Here is a 21330-nt window from a genome sequence, read left to right on the forward strand (position 1 = left end):
CAGGGGGTTGGGATGCGTGGTGGGCCTTCGGTACTCGGGATCGTACTGGCGGGAGGGGAGGGCAAGCGGCTGATGCCGCTCACCGCCGACCGGGCGAAACCGGCGGTGACGTTCGGCGGCACGTACCGGCTCGTCGACTTCGTCCTGTCCAACCTGGTGAACGGCGACATCCTGCGCATCTGCGTCCTGACGCAGTACAAGTCGCACTCGCTCGACCGGCACGTGACGACGACCTGGCGGATGTCGAGCCTGCTCGGCAACTACGTCACCCCGGTGCCGGCGCAGCAGCGGCTCGGCCCGCGCTGGTACTCGGGCAGCGCCGACGCGATCCTGCAGTCCCTGAACCTGGTCCACGACGAACAGCCCGACTACATCGCGGTGTTCGGCGCTGACCACGTGTACCGGATGGACCCGCGGCAGATGCTCGCGCAGCACATCGAGTCCGGCGCGGGCGTCACCGTGGCGGGCATCCGCGTGCCGCGCGCCGAGGCGTCGTCGTTCGGGATCATCACGCCGGCCCGCGACGGCACACGCGTCGACGCCTTCCTGGAGAAGCCCACCGACCCGCCCGGGCTGCCCGGCACCCCGAACCAGGTCTTCGCCTCGATGGGCAACTACCTGTTCACCACGAAGACCCTGATCGACGCGCTCCAGACCGACGCCGAGGACGACAACTCGGCGCACGACATGGGCGGTTCGATCCTGCCGATGCTCACCGAGCGCGGCGTCGCCCAGCTCTACGACTTCGACGGCAACCACGTGCCCGGCGAGACCGAGCGCGACCACGGCTACTGGCGCGACGTCGGCACCCTGGACGCCTACTACGAGGCCCACATGGACCTCATCTCGGACCGCCCGGTCTTCAACCTCGACAACCGCCGCTGGCCGATCTACACCCACCCGGGACAGCTGCCGCCCGCCAAGTTCTGCGCGGGCGGCATCGCGAGCGACTCGATCGTCAGCCCCGGCTGCGTCATCCGCGGCCAGGTCACCCGCTCCGTGCTCTCCCCGGGCGTCACCATCGAGGACGGCGCGGTGGTCCAGGGCTCGGTCCTGCACGACAACGTACGGGTCGGCAGGGGAGCGGTGGTCCGCGGCGCGGTCCTCGACAAGAACGTGGAGGTCCCCTCCGGCGCGACGATCGGCGTCAACCCGGGCCGCGACGCCGAGCTGTACACGGTGTCGAAGGCCGGAGTGATCGCCCTCGGCAAGGGACAGGCCGTGCACTAGTCCCGGGCGGGCGGGGCCCCTTCGAAGCCGTTGGCCCAGTAGCGGCCCCGCAGCGAGAGCTCCAGGAGCATCTCGGTGGCCGCCTCCGGTGACATCGGGCGCGGCTCCTCCTCCAACCACCAGTGCAGTACGGCGAGTTGCTCGCCGACCCAGGCGCGCGCCAGGACGTCGAGACTGATGCGCGGGGTGACGCCCTCGTGCTCGGCGCGGGTGCGGAACACCTCCGCCGTGGCCTCCGTCTGCGCCTGCGTGAACTGCCGCAGGGCCCGCCCGTCGCCCTCGCCGCGCAGGATCATCCGGTAGACGTCCCGCTCCTCGGCGGCGTGCCGGAAGATCTCCAGGGCGGGCTTGCCGGTGAAGCCGACCTCGGAGGCAGGGACCAGTGGCCGCAGCCGCTCCGCCAGCTCGTCGAGCAGGTCGGTGACGACCCGGTCGAGCAGGTCGTCCTTGTCCGTGTAGTGGCTGTAGAACGTGGCCCGGCCCAGGTCGGCGCGCTCGGTGATGTCCTCCACGGTCACCGCCGCATAGCCGCGCTCGAGCACCAGGGACACCAGTGCGTCGCGCAGCAGACGGCGGGTGCGGCGTACTCGGCGGTCGCCCGCTTCCGGCGGCATGTCAGCTCTCCTCGTGTCCCCTCGTGTCCTTCGTCGGCGGCGGCAGCTTACACCGGATCATTGACAGCTCGAAGGTTTCTGGACACGCTGTCCATTAGTGGCCGCCATGACAAATGAGCCGACGAGCGTGGGAGCAGCCCGTGAACCTGGGCACGTACATCACTCGAAGCAGCACTTTCTGGCCGGAGCGCGAAGCTCTGGTCTGCGGTGAACGCCGCCTGACCTACGGGGAGCTGGAACGCACGACCAACCGCCTCGCCTCGGCGCTCATGGGGCGGGGCCTGACCGCGGGGCAGGCCGTCGCGACGTACGCGGGCAACTGTGCCGAGGTCGTCGAGACCGAGATGGCCCTGTGCAAGAGCGGCCTCGTGCGGGTGCCGATCAGCCCGCGCCTGTCCGTCGACGAGGTCGCGCACATCGTGGACGACGCCGACGTACGGGTCCTGTTCGTCGACGCAGACCGGGCGGACGCGGCGCGCACGGCCCTTGAGCGGGCAGCGGTCGACTGCCTGCTGGTCGCGTACGACGGTGACGCGGGCCTGGGGTACGCGGAGTTGGTGGGGGAGGGGAGCGAGCGGGCCGTGGCCGTCGAGGTCGGCGAGGACGATCCCGCCGTCCTGAACTTCACCTCGGGATCCACCGGCAAGCTCAAGGCCGCCGTGCAGACCCAGGGCAACCGCCTCGCCAACATGCGCAAGCGGATGATGAGTTCGGACAGCTCGCCCTCCGCCCGGGAGCGCTATCTCGTCGCCGGCCCCATCACGCACGCGCCCGGCATGCCGCTGCTCGCCTCCCTCGCGTACGGCTCCACCGTGGTGGTGCTGCCGCGGTGGGACACCGAACTCTTCCTGCGCACGATCGAGACCGAGCGGATCACGTCCACGTTCGTCGTGCCGACGATGCTCACCATGCTCCTCGCCCATCCGGCGACGGCGACGGCCGACCTCTCCAGCCTCCGGGCGCTCCACGTGGGCGGAGCCCCCGTCGCGCCGCAGCGGCTGCGCGAGGCCGTCGAGACGTTCGGGCCGATCCTCGTGCAGGGATACGGGCAGGTCGAGACGACCAGCGGCATCACGGAACTGACCCGTGAGGACATCCTCGCGGGCACCACCACCGACCCGGACCTGCTGGCCTCCTGCGGCCGGCCGGTGTTCGACACCGAGGTGCGGATCGTGGACGAGGCCGGTCAGACCGTGCCCGCGGGCACCGTCGGCGAGGTCATCGCGCGCGGCCCCGACTGCGTATCCGCGTACTGGCACGAGCCCGAACTGTCCGCGCAGACCTTCAAGAACGGCTGGGTGCACACCGGCGACCTCGGCTATCTGCGCCACGACGGCTACCTGTTCATCGTCGACCGCAAGAAGGACATGATCATCTCCGGCGGCTACAACGTGTACTGCAGCGAGGTGGAAGCCGTCCTCTACGCGCACCCGGCCCTCGCCGAGGTCTGCGTGGTCGGCGTGCCCGACGAGCGGTGGGGCGAGGCCGTCAAGGCCGTCGTCGTACGCAAGCCCGGCGCGCGGGCCGCCGAGGACGAGATCGTCGCGTTCTGCGCCGAGCGGCTCGCCCGCGTGAAGAAGCCGCGGTCCGTGGAGTTCGTGGACGCCCTGCCCGTCAACCGCAACGGCAAGATCGACCGCCGCGCCGTCCGCGCGCGCTACTGGGCCGGCGCCGAGCGCCGCGTCCACTGACAGGAGCCGGCAGTGACCTTCACCCTCACCCCCACCTACGACGACAACCCGCGCCTCCAGGACCTGGTGGGCCGGCTGCGGGAGTACCTGAGCGGGGAACTCGCCGCCTACGAGGCCGAGTTGGGGCTCGGCCCGGAGAGCGTCTACACGCGCGCCGACATCGAGCCCGTCTGGCGGCGCTCGCGCGAACTCGGCTTCTACGGTGTCCACCTGCCGAAGGAGCACGGCGGGCAGGACCTGACGTACACCGAACTCGCCGCCCTGAAAGAGGAGATCGGCGCCAGTGGGCGCATCCTCCAGCACAGCGTCCTCGGCGACATGGGCGGCCCGCTGCGCGCCGGTTCGATCCTTCAGTACGCCACCGAGCAACAACTGGAGACGTACCTCCTGCCGGTGATCCGCGGCGAGCGGGCCTGCTGCTTCTCGCTGACGGAGACCGACGCCGGGTCGGACGTGCGGGCCATGAGCACCGTCGCCGTCCCCGACGGGGACGGCTGGCGGATCACCGGGCACAAGGTGTTCTCGTCGGCAGGGCCGTTCGCCGACTTCTCCGTGCTGATCGCCAAGATGGCGCCCGAGCCCGGTGACCCCGATGACGCGAAGCCGTCGTTCTCGGCGTTCCTCGTCGACCTCGACGCTCCCGGCTGCACCGTGCTGCCGGGCGAGGTCCCCATGTCCGGCGAGCACATCGAGGCCGACATCGTCCTCGACAACTGCCGTGTCGGACCGGGGCAGTTGCTCGGCGCGGTCGGCGACGGGCTGCGCATCGGACTCGGCCGCGTCACCGCCAACCGGCTGCTGCACTGCCCGACCGCGCTCGGCCAGGCCCGCCGCGCCCTCGACCTGACCCTCGACTTCGCCCGCACCCGGCAGGTCTTCGGCGCCCCCCTCGGCGCGCTCCAGTCCATCCAGCACAAGCTCGCCGACATGGCCACCTCGTACTACGCGGCGCGCAGCATGACCTACGACGCGCTCGCCGACCTCGACGCGGGCCGCGAACCCCGAACCGAGGCCTTCATGTGCAAACTGTTCGTCGCCGAGAGCGCCTTCCGGATCGCCGACGAGGCCGTGCAGATCCACGGCAAGGCGGGCCTGGTGCGCGGCGCCGACGTCGAGGGGATCTTCCGGCGGCTGCGCATGTTCCGGGTGCTCACCGGCTCCTCCGAGATCCAGAAGAACGGGATCGCCCGCGACCTGCTCATGCCCCGTCCACCGTCCTGACGTCGATCGGCACCGCGCCCGTGCGGTATCCGCGCTCGTCCAGCAGGTGGCCGTTGAGCTTCATCGGCCACAGGGCCACCGCCCGGTCGACCACCGTGAGCGCGGGCAGCCGCTCCGCGAGGCGGACCTCGAAGCGCTGCGCGTCGTCCAACGAGCGGACCCAGGCGATCACCTTGAGGTTGTGGCGGCCGATCACCCCCGCGCACAGCCGCACCTCACGCGCCCCGGTCACCTGCTCGGCGACCGTGCGCAGTTCGGCGGGTGCCGCCCGGCCCCACAGGATCAGCGACACCGGCCACTCGGAGAGGGGACGTGCCACCTCGCAGCGGGTCTGCGCCATGCCCGACGCGAGCAGCCGGTTCACCCGGCGGCGCACCGTGTCCGGGCTCGTCCCGCACCGCTCCGCCAGCGCGCGGTGCGTCGCCCTGCCGTCCACCGACAGCTCGGCGAGCAACGCGCTGTCCAGATCGGTCAGTTCGAAGACCGGCGTCTGCCCGCGCACCGGGGCCGACTCGGTCAGCCGGGCGATCCGCGCGGAGTCGAGGGCGCGCAGCCGCCACCGGCTGCCCTCCGTGTAGACGGTGCTCGCGAGATGGGTGCGGGTGGCGACGATGCCCGTCAGCGAGCCGAGCCGGTGCGTCACCCAGCGGGTGAGCGCCGACAGGCGCGGCGCGAGCACGGTCAGCAGAAGGTCGCGGCCACCGCTGACGTGCTCGACCGCGATGACGTGCGACTCCGCCGACAGGGCGGCGGCGACCTCGGGCAACCGCCCGTTCGCGCAGTCCACCTCGACGAACGCCAGACACCCCTGGCCGGAGTCGGCGAGGGCCGGCGCCGGATGACAGCCGACCCAGGCGGCGCCCGCCTCGGTCAGCCGGCTCCAGCGGCGGGACACCGTCACCGGATCCACCCCGATCGCCGCGCCGATCCGCGCCCACCCGGCGCGCGGCGCGATCTGGAGGGCGTGCACGAGGGCCTGATCCAGGTCGTCGAGCACTCCACCGAATTCCTGCACCACCGCTCCAGTCCTGCGTTTTCCCTGCGATATCCGAGCCGCTGCTGCGCCAGGGCCACACCCTGACGCCCATCCCTGCCATCCGCGCCGTCCCGCCGGACCGTACCAGCCGTACCAGGAGGTACCTCCCGTATGTCGATCACCGCACGCGCCCGGGAACTGCAGCCCGACCTCGTCGCACTGCGCCGCAGCCTGCACCGCGACCCCGAACTCGGCCTCGACCTGCCGCGCACCCAGGAGAAGGTCCTCACCGCCCTCGAAGGACTGCCCCTGGAGATCACCACCGGCAAGGGGCTCAGCTCCGTCACCGCCGTCCTGCGCGGCGGGAAGCCCGGCGGCGCCGTCCTGCTGCGCGGCGACATGGACGCCCTGCCCGTCACCGAGAACAGCGGCGTCCCGTACGCCTCCCAGGTCCCCGGCGCGATGCACGCCTGCGGCCACGACCTGCACACCGCCGGCCTCGTCGGCGCCGCGACCCTGCTCGCCGAGCGGCGCGCACACCTCCACGGCGACGTCGTGTTCATGTTCCAGCCGGGGGAGGAGGGGCACAACGGCGCGGGCCTGATGATCGAGGAGGGCGTCCTCGACGCGGCGGGCAAGCCGCTCGACGCCGCGTTCGCGCTGCACGTCGCCGCGAACCGGCTGCCCGCAGGGCTGGTCGCCACCCGCCCCGGCACCGTCACCTCCGCCTCCGACGTCCTGCGCGTCACCGTGCGCGGCGCGGGCGGCCACGGCTCCACCCCGCACAGCGCCAAGGACCCGGTCCCGGTCGCCTGCGAGATCGTCACCGCGCTCCAGACCTGGGTCACCCGCCGCTTCGACCTCTTCGACCCGGTCGTCGTCACCGTCGGCACCTTCCACGCCGGCACCCAGCAGAACGTCATCCCCGAGACCGCCACGTTCGAGGCGACCGTCCGCAGCTACTCGGAGGCCGCCCACGAGCGCCTGATCGAGGGACTGCCCCGCCTGGTGCGCGGCATCGCCGAGGCGCACGGCATCGACGCCGAGGTGACGTACGACGTGCAGTACCCGGTCACCGTGAACGACCCCGGCGAGACCTCCTTCGCCCTCGACACCGCCCGTGAACTCCTCGGCCCCACCCAGGTGTGGCAGGCACCCGACCCGGCCAACGGCTCCGAGGACTTCGCGTTCGTCCTCCAGCGCGTGCCCGGCGTCATGCTGCTCGTCGGCGCGGCCCCCGACGGCGTGGACGCCTCGACCGCGCCCATGAACCACTCGCCGAAGGCCGTCTTCGACGACCAGGTCCTCCAGCGCCAGGCCGCCCTGCTCACCGTCCTCGCCGAGGAGCGCCTGCGGCGCGGAGCCGGCGCATGAGCGCCCCGGCCGCCACGAAGGTCCGCGCCGTCGTCGGACTCCTCGTCGCCTTCGAGCTGGTCAGCGGTTTCCTCCAGGGCGCGGCCGTGCCGCTGGTCCCGCAGATCCAGGACTGGCAGGGCATCAGCACCGGCCAGGCCCAGTGGTTCACCACCGTGCAGTACCTCGCCGCCGCGATCAGCGTCCCCGCCTTCGGCCGCCTCGGCGACCTGTACGGGCACCGCCGCCTGATCCGGGTCGCGCTCGGCTCCATCGCGCTCGGCACGATCCTCGTCGCCAGTGCCCCGAACCTGGCGGTCCTGTTGCTCGGCCGCGCCCTGATGGGCCCGCTCGCCGCGCTGCTGCCGCTGGAGATCGGTCTCGTACGGGACCGGCTCAGCGTCGACGGCGGCCGCCGGGCCGTCGGCCTGCTGGTCGGCTCGCTGACCCTCGGCACCGTCCTCGGCCACGCCCTCGCGGGACCGCTGCTCAGTCTCCTCGGCGATCTGCGCTCCACCCTCGTCGCCCTCGCGGTGCTCGCCGTCTGCTGCGTCGCGCTCTCCTTCGTCGCCGTGCCCGAGTCGCGCACCCGCGCCGAGGGCCGCATGGACTGGTCGGGCGCCGTGCTGCTCGCGCTCGCCCTGGTGCTGCTCCTCGGCACCGTCGCGCGCGGCAGCACGTGGGGCTGGCTCTCCGCGCCCACCCTCGGCGGACTGCTGCTCGCCGTCGCACTGCTCACCGTGTGGGCGCGGCTCCAACTCGCCCGCCCGCACGCCCTGGTGGACGTACGAGCGCTGGCGCGCAGGCACAGCGCCCCCTATTACGCGTCCGGGTTCGTGCTCGGCGGGGTGATGCTCGGCGGACAGACCGTCGCCGTCAGCTTCATGGCCGCCTCACCCGCCGACGAGGGGTACGGCTTCGACCTGGCGCCCTGGCAGATCAGTCTCTACGGCGTCATCCCGAACATCATGGCGTTCGCCGGCTCGGCCCTGTGCGCCGCGCTCGCCGCGAAGATCGGCTACCGGCGGCTGCTGCTCGTGGCGTTCACCCTGCTCGCTGCCGGCTACGCGGGACAGATCGCCGGACACTCCGCTCTCGTGCCGTTCGCCGCGTGCGGCGCCCTGGTCGGCGTCGGCGCCGGGTTCGCGCTCGGCGGGCTGCCGACCGTGATCGTCGAGCGCAGCGCCGCCGATCGCACCGCCAGCGCGACGGCCGTCTACAACAACCTCAAGACGCTCGGCGGCAGCGTCGGCGGCGCCGCCTTCTCCGTCGCCCTCGGCTCCCTCGTCCTCGGCACGACCGACACCCCGGCGCTCAGCGCCTACGTCACCATCTGGACCGGCGCCGCCGTCGCCTGCGCGGTCGCCGTCCTCGTCCAACTCGCCTTCCGCGCAAGGGAGTCGGCGCCACCGGCGGCCGCCGTCACAGCACCCGGCGCCGCCGCCCCAGCCACGTCTGAGCGATGACCACGACCGCGAGGAACGCCCCGCTGACCACCTGCTGATACGCGGAGTCCAGCGAACCGATCTGGTTGATCACGTTCTGGATGACCTTGAGGAGGAGCACCCCCACCAGCGAACCGCTGAGGAAGCCGAAGCCCCCGGACAGCAGGGTGCCGCCGATGACGACCGCCGAGATCGCCTCCAGTTCCATGCCGGAGCCGAGGATCGTCACGCCGGACACCAGCCAGGCCGCGTTGAGCGCCCCGGCCAGGCCCGCACAGAGACCGGACACCGTGTACACGCCGATCTTCGTGCGGGCCACCGGCGCGCCCATCAGGGCCGCCGCGTCCTCGTTGCCGCCGACCGCGTACACGTACTGTCCGAAACGGGTGCGGCGCAGCACCAGCGCGCCCAGGACGAACAGCGCCAGCATGATCCACACCGGGACGCCGACGCCGAGCAGCCTGCCCTGGCCGAGCGTCGCGAAGAACGTGGACTTGTCGACCAGATACGTCGTCGAGCCCTCGTCGGTGAGGGCGAGCAGCAGGCCGCGCGCGCCGAGCATCGCCGCGAGCGTCACGATGAACGGGGCGAGCCGCGAGCGCGCGATGAGCAGGCCGTTGACCAGGCCGATCAGACCGCACACCGCGAGCGGCAGGAGCAGCGCGACCGCGGTGCCGTACCGCGATCCCCAGGCCGCGAGCACGCCGCCGAGGGCGAACAGTGAACCGACCGAGAGGTCGATGCCGCCCGTCACGATCACGAACGTCATGCCGAGCGCGACGATCGCGAGGAACGCCGACGACAGCGCCATGTTCTCCAGGTTGTCGCCGGTCAGGAACGTGTCGAAGGACAGTGACGCGAGGAGCACGGCGATCACCAGCGTGACCAGCGCGCCGTGCTGTTGGGCCAGCGCGCTGAGCCGCTCGGCGCGCGTGGCACCGAGGGGTTCCTCCGGCACGGCCCTGCCCGGCTGTACGGCTTCCACGTCGGTCATCGTCATCGCTTCCCCCGTTCCCTGGCCGCGTAGACGGCGAGCACGATCACCGCGGCCTGGGCGATCTGCGTCCACGACGGCGGCAGGTCGTGCTTGATGAGCGTGGCCGTCAGGAGCTGGATGAGGACCGCTCCCGCGACCGTGCCGCCGATGCGCACCCGGCCACCGGTCAGCGGGGTACCGCCGACCACGACCGCGGTGATCGCGGAGAGTTCCATCAGGTTGCCGAGCGACGTCGGGTCGCTGGCCGTGAGCCGGGCCGTCGCGAGCACCCCCGCCACGGCGGCAAGCACGCCGGACAGCACGTAGACGAGGACGAGGACCCGCCGCACCGGAAGCCCCGCGAGCCGCGCCGCGGGCCGGCTGTCCCCGATGGCGAGGAGCCGGCGGCCGAACGTCGTGCGCCGCACGACGAAGGCGACGAGCAGCGCGAGCGCCGCCGCGATCAGCACCACGTACGGGATGCCGAGCACGTCACCGGTGCCGAGCGCCCGCAGCCCCGGGTCCCGTACGTCCTTCAGCTGGGGCAGGAGCACGAGCGCGAGACCGCGGCCCGCGACCATCAGCGCCAGTGTGGCGACGATGGGCTGCACGCCGACGAACGCGACGAGCGCCCCGTTCGCGACGCCGACCAGGACCCCGCCGACGAGCGCCGCGAGCACGGCGATCCACGCCCCGTACCCGAGATACAGGGAGATCAGGGACGTGGCGAGCGCCATGACGGAGCCGACGGACAGGTCGACGCCCTCGCTGCCGATCGCGAGGGCCATGCCGAGTGCCACGATCAGGACGGGCGCGACCTGGACGGCCTGCGTACGGAAGTTCTCGGCGGACAGGAAGTGCGGGGTGAAGGCGATGTTCACCAGGAGCAGGACGGCGACGCCCAGATAGACGCCGTAGTCCTGGAGCAGGCGCAGGGCGCGGTCCCGGTCGACACCGGACCTGCCCAGGGTCAGTTCACTCAACGGACGGTCCTCCCAGGGGAGTCGAGGCGATGGCGCGCATCAGGCGGTCCTCCGTGACCGCGTCGCCGGTCAGCTCGGCGACCAGCGCGCCGTCCTTGAGGACGACGACCCGGTCCGAGCCCTCGATGAGTTCCTCCATGTCGGACGAGATGAGGAGCACGCCGAGGCCGTCGTCCGCCAACTCGTCGATGAGCTTTTGCACTTCGGCCTTCGCGCCCACGTCGATGCCGCGGGTCGGCTCGTCGAGGAGCAGCACCTTCGGGTTCATCGCGAGCCAGCGGGCGAGCAGTACCTTCTGCTGGTTGCCGCCCGACAGCTCGCCCACCTTCTGGTGCGGTCCCGCCGTCTTGATGCGCAGCCGCCGCACGAACGTGTCGACGATCCGGTCGATGCGGCCCTCGTCGACGAGCCCGAACCGGGACAGGCCCGGCAGCGCCGCCAGCGCGATGTTCTCCCGCACCGACAGGCCGGGCACGATCCCCTCCGCCTTGCGGTCCTCGGGCAGCAGGCTGATCCCCGCGCGGATCGCGGCGGGCGTGGACCCCGTACGGACAGGGGTGCCGGCCACGACGACCCGGCCCGAGTCCACCGGCAGGGCCCCCGCGATGGCCTTCGCGGTCTCGCTGCGCCCGGACCCGAGCAGCCCGCCGAGCCCGACGACCTCACCGGGCCGGATCTCCAGGGACACCCCGTGCAGCTGGTGCCGCACGGTCAACTCCCGCGCTTCGAGGACCGGTTCGGCCGCCGTGTCGTGTTCCCCGCTGAACTTGGTGAGGCCTTCTTCCTGTACGTCACCGATGTCGCGGCCCAGCATCAGCGACACGAGCCGCAGCCGGTCCAGGTCCGCGAGCTTCCCGGTGTGCACCACCTTGCCGTCGCGCAGCACGGTGACCGCGTCGCACACCTCGTACAGCTCGTCGAGCCGGTGGCTGACGTAGACGACGGCGATACCGCGCTCGCGCAGCATCCGGATCACGCCGAACAGGGTGCGCACCTCGCGCGGCTCCAGCGACGACGTCGGCTCGTCCATGATGACGACCTTCGCGTCCACCGAGACCGCGCGGGCCAGGGCCACCATCTGCTGGGCGCCGACGCCGAGTTCGCGCAACGGGCGCCGCACGTCGACGCGGACGCCGAGCTCGCTCAGTGCCGTCTCCGCCTCCCGGTGCATCCGCCGGAAGTCGATCAGCCCCAGCCTGCCGCGCGGCTCGCGGCCGAGGAACAGATTGCGGGCGACGCTCATCAGCGGGACGAGGTTGACCTCCTGGTAGATCGTGGAGATGCCCGCGTGCTGGGCCTCAAGTGGTGTGGAGAAGCCGACCTGTCGGCCGTCGAAGGCGAGAGTGCCCGCGGCGGGGTCGGGCCGGTACACCCCCGTGAGCACCTTGATGAGCGTCGACTTGCCCGCCCCGTTCTCCCCGATCAGGGCGTGCACCTCCCCGGCGCGCGCGGTGAAGTCGACATCGTCGAGAGCGCGCACGCCGGGGAACGTCTTGCTGAGGCCGGTGGCTGACAGCATGTCAGAACGCCTTGTCGATGTCCGCGCCGGCGTTGGCCTTCGTGTACGCACTGTCCTTGATAACGATGTCCTGGCCGACCTTGTCACCCTGTGTGAACGAATCCAGGGTCTGGAAGGCGAGCGGGCCGAACCGCGGGTTGGACTCGATGACGCCGAAGATCCAGCCGTCGACGATGCCCTGCACCGCGTTGCGCGTACCGTCGACGGTCACGATCTTCACGTCGCCGGCCTTCTTGCCGGCGCCCTTGAGGGCGTTGACCGCGCCGAGGCCCATCTCGTCGTTCTCGGCGTAGATCCCGTCGATGTCCGGCTTCGACTGGATGAGCTGCTCGGTGACCTGCTGGCCCTTCTCCCGGGCGAACTCGCCGGTCTGCTTGAAGACCACCTTCAGATCCGGGGCCTTCTCCTTGATCCGGTCCTCGAAGCCCTTGGTGCGCTCGGTGGTGACGTTGTTGCCCGCAGCGCCGAGCAGGATCGCGAGGGTGCCCTTGCCGCCCGTCGCCTCGATCATCCGGTCTGCGGCGCGCTTGCCCTGCTCGACGAAGTCGGAACCGATGAAGGACACGTAGTCCTTGCAGGCCGTCGCGTTGATCTTGCGGTCGACGGTGACGATCGGGATGTGCCTGGCCCCTGCCGCGCGCAGCACAGGCTCCCAGCCGTCGGAGTTGAGCGGTGCGATGACCAGCAGGTCCGCACCCTTGGAGATCAGGTCCTGGACGTCGCTGATCTGCTTGGAGAACTGCGACTGGGCGTTGGCCGTGAGCAGCTTGACGCCACGCTTCTTCGCCTCGGCCTTGAGGGAGGCGGTCTCCGCGATCCGGAACGGGTTGGCCTCCTTCTCGGACTGCGAGAAGCCGACGGTGGCGTTCTTCAGGTCGAGCTTCTTGCCGCCGAACGCGGCGATGTCGCAGGTCTTGCCGCCGTCCGGCGAGGCGACCTCCTGCCCGGCGTTCTCGTTCGCGGCGCTCGAACTTCCCTTGCCCGAGCCGCTGTTGTCGTCCTCGGACTTGGCGCACCCGGTGGCGAGCGCGAGGCCCGCGACGAGGCCGGCGGCCAGCAGGGTCCGGGTGGAGGTACGGCGAAGGCGTGCGGTCTGCGTCATTGGTGGTCCCCATTACGGCACGGCCCGGCGCGTGAACGCGCTGACGGGGTGGATGTGTTCGACCGGTCGGATCTGCGCTACAGGGGAGGTTTTTACATCGTTGGAAGAAGGCTGTAAAGCCTTCGCGCAGGGACTCGCTCACTGCCCCCGGAGCGGGCGGCTCATCGCCGGCCGAGCGTGCTCTCGCGCTCCACCAGCCGGAATTCCGCGGTCAGTTCACGCCCCACCTGCGGCTCCGGGTGCTCCAGGTGGCGCAGCAGGGAGCCCACCGCAAGCCGCGCGATGGCCTGCTTGTCCGGGGAGATCGTGGTGAGCGTGACCGCGCCGTACCGGCCCTCCGCGAGGTCGTCGAAGCCGACCACCGCGACGTCCCATGGCACCCGCAGCCCGCGCTCGTGCAGCACCCGCATCGCCCCGATCGCCACCAGGTCGTTGTACGCGAACACGGCGTCGGGCCGCACCCCCGAGTCCAGCATCCGCGCCATCGCCTCGGCCCCGTCGTGCCGGTCCCAGCCGCCCGTCGGCCCCACGAGAGTGTCCGGCGCGGGGACCCCCGCCTCGGTCAACTCCGCACGCCAGCCGGCGAGTCGCAGGTGCGCGGGCTGGTTCGCCGCGTCGGTGCGCGCGCCCAGATAGGCGATGCGCGTGCGGCCCCGGCCGAGCAGATGGCGTACGGCGGTGCGGGACGCGGCGACGTTGTCGATCGCGATGTGGTCGTAGGGCAGGTCGTACTCGCGCTCGCCGAGCAGCACCAGCGGCACATCGTCCTCGCGCCCGCGCAGATCCGACTCCTCCAGCTCCAGCGGGCTCAGGATCAGGCCGTCGATCACCCGCGCCCTGAACCCCTGGCTCACCAGGACCTCCTGTTCGCGCTCACCCCGGGTGTGGTCGAGCAGCACCGTGAAGTCGTGCTCCGCCGCCGCGTCGATGACGGCTCCGGCGAGCTCGGCGAAGTACGGGTTGCCGAGCTCGGGGACGGCGAGCGCGATGATGCCCGTACGCCCTTTGCGCAGGTGACGGGCCGTCAAGTTCGGCCGGTAGCCCAGCGCGTCGATGGCCTCCTGGACACGGGCGCGCATCGCCGGGGTGACGTGCTGGTAGTTGTTCACGACGTTCGACACGGTCTTGATCGAGACGCCCGCACGCTCCGCGACATCCTTGAGGCTCACCCGCACGGAATCTCCCTCGGCTCGGCGCGCCCGCTCGCCGGGTGCGCGTGTCGTGCCCCTGGACAGCGCGCCGCGCAGCGTGCTGTCATGCCAACTGCCGTTCCTTCCAACGTTGTACATGCTCGTTGTACCGACTTGAGCGGCGAGCCGCCACCCTTCTTCGAAGCGTTCCAGCAAAGGAGGATCCGTGCGCACCAGAAACCTCAGACGTCACGGGCGACATCTGGCACTTCTCCTGACCACGGCCCTCGGACTGACCGCGCTCTCCATGGCCCCCACCGCCTCGGCGGGCACGGCCGCGGACGAACCGGTCGTGCCGCAGGGCCTCAAGGGCGAGTACTACGCCCAATCCGCCCCCGGTGCCTTCGACTTCGCCACCCTGAAGGCAACCGGGTTCGACCCGAAGATCGACTTCGGCAGCCTGGAGTCCCGCCTCCAGGCCGCCACCGGCAGCGCCGACGACGCCAGCGTGCGCTGGACCGGGAAGGTCGTGCCGGAGAAGACCGGCCTGACAACGTTTTCCATCATCGGTGACAACGGCTTCCGGCTGTGGATCGACGGAAAGCTGACCATCGACCACTGGGTCGACGACTGGGACAGGGAACAGACCTCCCAGCCCGTCGAGTTGACCGCGGGCAAGGCCGTCGACATCAAGGTCGAGTACTTCGAGCACTACGGCGGGTCCAACCTCCATCTGCGCTGGACCGAGCCCGGCGAGGCGAAGGAGGCGATTCCCTCCTCCGCGTTCCGGCTGCCCGACGACTGGGCGTACGACGGAGCGATCGGCACCACCGTGCTCGGCGACGGGCGCACCCTCAAGCTCGACTTCGCGCAGAAGCTCGGTGCGGTCCCCGGCGAGGTCGACGACCACCTCACCGCCGTGATCGGCGGTGCCAAGTGGCCGCTCGACTCGGTCGCGGCCGACCCCGACGACCCGCGCGCCGTCCTCGTCGGCCTGAAGGAGCCGGTCGTCGGCAACAAGGAGGGTGACGCGGCCGGCCTCGCCGACGTCACCTACGACGGCAAGGGCGGACTGACCGGCGCCGACGGCAAGGCGGTCGGCTCCTTCTGGTCCAGCGGCCCCAACCACTCCACGTACGAGCTGAGCACCAAGTGGGGCGACGACGTCACCCCCGCCAACGCGCACCGCGAGTACCCGCGGCCCCAGCTCACCCGCACCAAGTGGCAGAACCTGAACGGCAGTTGGCAGTTCGCCGCGGCCAAGGCGGGGGAGCAGCCGCCGGTCGGCAGGAACCTCGACGAGAAGATCCTCGTGCCCTACCCGGTCGAGTCCCAGCTCTCCGGGATCGAGCGCCACGAGGACCGCATGTGGTACCGGCGCACGTTCACCGTGCCCGCGGACTGGAAGGTCGGCACCGGACAGCGCCTCCAGCTCAACTTCGGTGCCGTCGACTGGCAGTCCGAGGTCTATGTGAACGGCAAGAAGGTCGCCGATCACAAGGGCGGCTACGACAAGTTCAGCGCCGACGTCACCGACGCCCTCAAGCCCGGCCGCACCCAGGAGCTGATCGTCGGAGTCTACGACCCGACGGACGCGGCGAACGGCGAGAACCCGCCGATGGGCAAGCAGCGCCTCGACCCGAGCGGCATCTGGTACACCCCGTCCTCCGGCATCTGGCAGACGGTGTGGATGGAGCCCGTCGCGGCCGACCACGTCACGGACCTCAAGCTGACGCCGGACGTCAAGAAGGGCGAACTGGCCGTCGAGACCAGGGGAGTCCGCGCCGGCCTGCCCGTCACCGCGACGGCGTACGAGGGTGACAAGAAGGTCGCCACCGCGACCGGCACCTCCGGCAGCCCGCTCACCGTGAAGCTCACGAACCCGCGGCTGTGGACCCCCGACAAGCCGTTCCTCTACGACCTCAAGGTGCGTGTCGGCGACGACCGTGTCGGCAGCTACTTCGGGATGCGCTCCGTCTCCGTCGAGAAGGTGAACGGCACCCCGCGCACCCTCCTCAACGGCAAGCCGGTCTTCATGATGGCCACCCTCGACCAGGGCTTCTGGCCCGACGGCCTGCACACCGCGCCGAGCGACGAGGCCCTGGCGTACGACCTGAGGATGCACAAGAAGATGGGCTTCAACTCGGTCCGCAAGCACATCAAGGTGGAACCCGACCGCTGGTTCTACTGGGCCGACAAGCTGGGCCTGCTCGTCTGGCAGGACATGCCGGCGATGGCCGCGGGGGTCAACCCGTCGACCGCCGCCCGTGCCGAGTACGAGCGCGAGATGAAGACGATGATCGACCAGCACGTCAACCACCCGTCGGTCGTCATGTGGGTCACCTTCAACGAGGGCTGGGGCCAGTACGACGAGGCCCGCATCGCCGACCAGGCGAAGTCCTGGGACCCGACCCGACTGATCAACTCGATGTCCGGCCTCAACCTCGGCCGGGACGGCGGCACCGGCGACATCATGGACGAGCACGGCTACCCGAGCCCCGCCCTGCCACCGCACCCCGACGGTGAACGGGCCCTGGTCGCGGGCGAGTACGGCGGTCTCGGCCTCGCCGTCCCGGGCCACGCGTGGTCCGTGCAGCAGTCGTACGTGGATGTGGACCCGGCCACGTACACCGACGACTACCTCGCCAAGCTCGCCGAGGTGCACAAGCTGGCCTGCAAGGGCGGCAACGGCGCCGTCTACACGCAGATCTCCGACGTCGAGGGCGAGCTCAACGGCCTGCTGACGTACGACCGCAGGGTCGTCAAGCCGGACGTGAAGCGGGTGCACGACGCCCAGGAGGCGCTGATCCGCGACGCCTCGCAGGACACCGTGGCGAACTGCGCCTGATCCGCACACCAGTGGGGGCGGGCCCCGTGCCGGGCCCGCCCCTCCTTCCCTGTCCATGAACATGCCTTCCCCGCCCGTGGTCTTGACGGGCCGTCGGGGCCGACGAAGAATGATCGCGCCCCCCGCTGACAACGTTGTCGAAAGGTGCACGATGCGCAGCCGCACGCCGAGCAGCACAACGATGGAAAGACGCCCAGGCCGCTTGCGCCCCCGCGCCCTGGGCGTGGTCGCTGCCGCCGCCCTGCTGGGGGCCGGACTCGCGGCGCCGGCGGCCCAGGCCGCCACGGACGGTCGACTGACCGATCTGGTCAACCCGTTCATCGGGACCGAGAACGAGGGCAACACCTATCCGGGCGCCGCCGTGCCGTTCGGCATGGTGCAGTTCTCGCCGGACACCGGGCACAACACCGGCTACGACCACTCCGACACCCACATCCGGGGCTTCTCCACCGTCCACCTCTCGGGCGTGGGCTGCGGACTCGGCGGCGATCTCCCCGTCCTGCCGACGACCGGCGACATCACGAGCACGGACTACGCGAAGTACGCGGCCGAGTTCAGCCACGACGACGAGCAGGCCTCGCCCGGCTCGTACAGGGTCGGCCTGAAGAGCGGCATCGAGGCCGAGCTGACCGCCACCAAGCGGACCGGCGTGCAGAAGTACACGTTCCCGGCCACCGACAAGGCCAACGTGATGATCAACGCGGGCCAGTCGCTGCACAAGACGCTGCACACCAAGGTCGAGATCCTCGACAACCGGACCGTGCGCACCGCCATCACCGGCAGCGGCTTCTGCCAGGACACCAAGCCGTACACGCTCTACACGATCACGAAGTTCGACCGCCCCTTCACCACGTCCGGCACGTGGAAGGGCGACACGGTCACCGAGGGCGCGAAGACCTCCGACGCCGACGCCGAGCGCAACGGCGCCTTCGTCCGCTTCGACACCAGCAAGGACCGCACCGTCGAGGCGACCACGGCCATCTCGTACGTGGACGCGCACGGCGCCGCCCTCAACCTCCGCACGGAGGGCGGCCGTTCGTACGCCGACGTGCGCGACGCCGCGCAGGCCGCGTGGGAGGACCGGCTCGACGACGTGAAGGCCCAGGGCGGCGGCGACACCCTGCGCCGCACCTTCTACTCGTCGCTGTACCGGTCGTTCCTCGCCCCGAACATCGGCAGCGACGTCGACGGCCGCTACACCGGCTGGGACCAGAAGATCCACCGCGCCGACGGGTTCACCTACTACCAGAACTGGTCCCTGTGGGACACGTACCGCACGCAGGCCCAGCTCCTGTCGCTGCTCGCGCCGCGCGAGTCGCGGGACATGGCGCTGTCCGTGATCCGGATCGACAGGGACAGCGGCTGGCTGCCCAAGTGGGGCTACGGCACGGTCGAGACGAACATCATGACCGGTGACCCCGTCACCCCGTTCCTCACCAACGCCTACCAGCAGGGGCTGTTGAAGGGGCACGAGGAGGAGGCGTACAAGGCGCTGAAGAAGAACGCCGACGGCGTGCCGCCGGCCGACTCCGCACCGGTGGGCCGCGAGGCCAACAAGGAGTACATCGCCGACGGGTTCGCGCCGTACATCAAGGGCCGCGCGCACGTGAAGCCCGGCGACTCCGACTACGACCACGGGGCCTCGGCCACCCTGGAGTACGCCCTGTCCGACGCCATGCTCGGCCAGATGGCCAAGGACCTCGGGCATGACGCGGACGCCGCGCGGTACACCGAGCGCGCGCAGAACTACCGCAAGATCTTTGACAGTTCGACCGGATTCTTCCGGGCTCGCGACGCCTCGGGGGCCTTCACCGGACCCGCGGACCCCGCCCAGAGCGAGGGCTTCCACGAGGGCACGTCCTGGCAGTACCAGTGGCTCGTCCCGCAGGACCTGCCGGGCATGGTCTCGCTGATCGGCGGCAAGGACGCCGCGAACCAGCGCCTCGACTCGTTCTTCGCCTACGACCAGCTGGTGAAGGACCCGGCGAAGACGGCGCGCGAGGTGTGGGTCAACGGCCCGTACGACTACTACAACGCCGACAAGTACAACCCGCAGAACGAGCCCGACCTCATCGCCCCGTACACGTACCTGTCGACCGGCCAGCCGTGGAAGACCACCGACGTGGTGCACGGCGCGCTCACCCTGTTCACCGACACCCCGACCGGGATGACCGGCAACGACGACCTGGGCACCATGTCCGCCTGGAACGTCCTGTCCTCCATCGGCATCTTCCCGGTGCAGCCCGGCACGGACACCTGGGGTCTGTCGACCCCGGTCTTCGAGCGCGTGGACGTCTCGCTCGACCGGCGCTACTACCCGACGGGGAAGCTCACCGTGCGGGCGCCGGGGACCTCGGACACCGTCCGCTACATCCAGTCGGCGAAGGTGAACGGCGCGGACTACGGCAAGACGTATCTGACCACCGACGACCTGCGCGGGCTTCGCGACCTCACCTTCGACGTGGGCGGCACGCCCTCCACGTGGGGGACCGGGGCCGACGCGGCGCCGCCCGCGCTGAAGTGACGTACTAGACACGGCACGTGGTGTCACAGCTGTCCCACGGGACCCGCCTTCCACCCGGGAGGCGGGTCTTAATCTGTTGTTAACTGTCCGTGTCTAGATCGTACTTGACCGTAATCGGCTCAGGGCTGTTGACTGCGGGTTCCCGTCGTCGACGCGAGAGCACTCCATGACCTCCACGAGCTCGGACCTGCTCGCACCACTCGACCTTGCGTTCTGGAACATCGAGACCGCCGAACACCCCATGCACCTGGGCGCGTTGGGGGTGTTCGACGCCGACGCGCCCGGTGCCGCCGAGCACGCGTACGAGCTGCTCGCGGCCCGCGCGGCCGGGGTGCCCGGACTGCGCATGCGCATCGCGGGGGTGCTCGTGCCCGTCGGCGGCGCCGCTCGCGTGCCCGTCGCCGACTTCGACCCGCTGGCGCACGTACGGCTCACGGAACCGGTGGACGACTTCCACGCCGCCGCGGGGGAGTTCATGGAGCGGCCCCTCGACCGGCGGCGCCCGCCGTGGGAGGCGCACGTGCTGCCCTCGGCGGACGGCGCCTCGTTCGCCGTGCTCTTCAAGTTCCACCACGCTCTCGCCGACGGGCTGCGCGCCCTGACGCTGGCCGCCGCCGTGATGGACCCCATGGACCTGCCGGCCGCGCGCACCCCGAAGCCCGAGCCCGTCCGGCGCCGCGGTCCGCGCCTTCCGTTTCCGGGCCTGCGCGAGATCACCCTCGGCGACCTCGACCCGCGGCGCTACCCGGACCACGTACGCACCGTCGTGGGCAGCGCCACCCAGGCCGTCGCCATCGGCGCCTCCGTGGCCCGCGCCACCTGGGGCGTGCGGACCTCGCCCGCGCTCACCGCGAAGGCCAGCGGCACCCGGCGCACCGCCGGCGCCGTCCTCGACCTGGACGACGTGCACCGCATCCGCAAGACCGTCGGCGGCACGGTCAACGACGTCCTCATCGCGGTCGTCGCCGGGGCCGTGCGGCGCTGGCTCGACGAGCGCGGCGACGGCAGCGACGGCGTGGAGCCGCGTGCCCTGATCCCCGTATCGCGGCGCCGCCCGCGCACCGCCCACCCGCAGGGCAACCGGCTCTCCGGCTACCTGGTGCGGCTGCCCGTCGCGCAGGCCGACCCGCTGGAGCGGCTGCGCGAGGTCCGGGCCGCCATGGACCGGCGCAAGGACCACGGGCCGAACCGCGGCGCCGGCGCCGTCGCCCTGCTCGCCGACCACGTGCCGCCCCTCGGGCACCGGCTCGGCGGCTCCCTCGTCGGCCAGAACGCGCGCCTGCTCTTCGACCTGCTGGTCACCAGCGTGCCGCTGCCCAGCCTCGGCCTGAAACTCGGCGGCTGCCCGCTGCGCGAGGTGTTCCCGCTGGCCCCCCTCGCCCAGGGCCAGTCCCTGGCCGTCGCGGTGTCGACGTACCGGGGGCGCGTGCACTACGGCCTGGTGGCGGACGCGGCGGCCGTCCCGGACCTGGACGCGCTGGCGCGGGCCGTGCACGCCGAGGTCGCGCTGCTGATCGCGGAGTGCGAGCGGGCTCCCCGGTAGCCACCCGGTGCGCGGCCGGTCGCGGAGGCGGCCGGCCGCTGCACCATTTGGCCGACCCGAGGGCGCGCCAGTATCCTCCGGAGCTGGCGGGATCAACTGTGCGACCTGTAAGGTGCCGCCTTTTGGCAGCCGCGCGGCCATCCCGTCCCGCCGCGGCACGAGCGACACGAGGAAC

The 21330-nt window shown here is 71.2% G+C and carries 15 protein-coding genes; 8 read left to right on the forward strand and 7 right to left on the reverse strand.

The window, feature by feature from the left end:
* Nucleotides 1-12: 12 nt before the first annotated feature.
* A complete protein-coding gene (glgC, locus tag AB0L37_RS20525; RefSeq protein WP_365507071.1) occupies nt 13-1230 on the forward strand; it encodes a glucose-1-phosphate adenylyltransferase in 1218 nt (405 codons plus the stop codon).
* Here the strand turns inward: glgC and AB0L37_RS20530 are convergent.
* Nucleotides 1227-1844, reverse strand: coding sequence for a TetR/AcrR family transcriptional regulator (locus AB0L37_RS20530; RefSeq protein ID WP_365507074.1), 618 nt, complete (start codon nt 1842-1844; stop codon nt 1227-1229). The two genes, glgC and AB0L37_RS20530, sit on opposite strands and share 4 nt — an antisense overlap.
* A 113-nt stretch (nt 1845-1957) precedes the next feature.
* Here AB0L37_RS20530 and AB0L37_RS20535 point away from each other — a divergent pair, with 113 nt between their 5' ends.
* Nucleotides 1958-3535 (forward strand): long-chain fatty acid--CoA ligase, encoded by a 1578-nt coding sequence (locus tag AB0L37_RS20535; RefSeq protein WP_365507076.1) that lies wholly within the window; start codon nt 1958-1960, stop codon nt 3533-3535.
* Between the two features lie 12 nt (nt 3536-3547).
* A complete protein-coding gene (locus AB0L37_RS20540; RefSeq protein WP_365507079.1) occupies nt 3548-4756 on the forward strand; it encodes an acyl-CoA dehydrogenase family protein in 1209 nt (402 codons plus the stop codon).
* Here the strand turns inward: AB0L37_RS20540 and AB0L37_RS20545 are convergent.
* Nucleotides 4734-5771: an Lrp/AsnC family transcriptional regulator gene (locus AB0L37_RS20545; RefSeq protein WP_365507082.1), complete on the reverse strand. Its 1038-nt coding sequence runs from the start codon at nt 5769-5771 to the stop codon at nt 4734-4736. The two genes, AB0L37_RS20540 and AB0L37_RS20545, sit on opposite strands and share 23 nt — an antisense overlap.
* 132 nt (nt 5772-5903) lie before the next feature.
* On the opposite strand from AB0L37_RS20545, the gene AB0L37_RS20550 reads away from it, so the two are divergent.
* Entirely contained in the window at nt 5904-7106 is a 1203-nt protein-coding gene (locus AB0L37_RS20550; protein ID WP_365507085.1) for a M20 family metallopeptidase, read from the forward strand.
* Complete coding sequence (locus tag AB0L37_RS20555; RefSeq protein ID WP_365507087.1) at nt 7103-8551, forward strand: MFS transporter; 1449 nt, start codon at nt 7103-7105, stop codon at nt 8549-8551. Before AB0L37_RS20550 ends, AB0L37_RS20555 begins: the two co-directional genes overlap by 4 nt.
* On the opposite strand, the gene AB0L37_RS20560 is transcribed toward AB0L37_RS20555, so the two are convergent.
* The 5 genes from AB0L37_RS20560 to AB0L37_RS20580 form a co-directional block, all read right to left on the reverse strand.
* On the reverse strand, nt 8508-9530 hold the full coding sequence (locus tag AB0L37_RS20560) for an ABC transporter permease (RefSeq protein WP_365507090.1): 1023 nt from the start codon (nt 9528-9530) through the stop codon (nt 8508-8510). The two genes, AB0L37_RS20555 and AB0L37_RS20560, sit on opposite strands and share 44 nt — an antisense overlap.
* On the reverse strand, nt 9527-10489 hold the full coding sequence (locus AB0L37_RS20565; protein ID WP_365507093.1) for an ABC transporter permease: 963 nt from the start codon (nt 10487-10489) through the stop codon (nt 9527-9529). Before AB0L37_RS20565 ends, AB0L37_RS20560 begins: the two co-directional genes overlap by 4 nt.
* Nucleotides 10482-12008: a sugar ABC transporter ATP-binding protein gene (locus AB0L37_RS20570; protein ID WP_365507096.1), complete on the reverse strand. Its 1527-nt coding sequence runs from the start codon at nt 12006-12008 to the stop codon at nt 10482-10484. Before AB0L37_RS20570 ends, AB0L37_RS20565 begins: the two co-directional genes overlap by 8 nt.
* A 1-nt stretch (nt 12009) precedes the next feature.
* Entirely contained in the window at nt 12010-13110 is a 1101-nt protein-coding gene (locus tag AB0L37_RS20575) for an ABC transporter substrate-binding protein (RefSeq protein ID WP_365507099.1), read from the reverse strand.
* 161 nt (nt 13111-13271) lie between these two features.
* Nucleotides 13272-14285 (reverse strand): LacI family DNA-binding transcriptional regulator, encoded by a 1014-nt coding sequence (locus AB0L37_RS20580; protein ID WP_365507102.1) that lies wholly within the window; start codon nt 14283-14285, stop codon nt 13272-13274.
* Between the two features lie 181 nt (nt 14286-14466).
* Between AB0L37_RS20580 and AB0L37_RS20585 the strand changes: the two genes are divergently transcribed.
* The 3 genes from AB0L37_RS20585 to AB0L37_RS20595 all read left to right on the forward strand — a co-directional run bounded on the left by AB0L37_RS20585 (nt 14467) and on the right by AB0L37_RS20595 (nt 21155).
* Nucleotides 14467-17088, forward strand: a complete 2622-nt coding sequence (locus AB0L37_RS20585; protein WP_365507105.1) for a PA14 domain-containing protein — start codon at nt 14467-14469, stop codon at nt 17086-17088.
* Nucleotides 17089-17269: 181 nt separating this feature from the next.
* On the forward strand, nt 17270-19612 hold the full coding sequence (locus AB0L37_RS20590) for a GH92 family glycosyl hydrolase (RefSeq protein ID WP_365507108.1): 2343 nt from the start codon (nt 17270-17272) through the stop codon (nt 19610-19612).
* A gap of 166 nt (nt 19613-19778) precedes the next feature.
* On the forward strand, nt 19779-21155 hold the full coding sequence (locus AB0L37_RS20595) for a wax ester/triacylglycerol synthase family O-acyltransferase (protein WP_365507111.1): 1377 nt from the start codon (nt 19779-19781) through the stop codon (nt 21153-21155).
* Nucleotides 21156-21330: the final 175 nt, after the last annotated feature.

Source organism: Streptomyces sp. NPDC052225 (assembly GCF_040679615.1).
GTDB lineage: Bacteria > Actinomycetota > Actinomycetes > Streptomycetales > Streptomycetaceae > Streptomyces.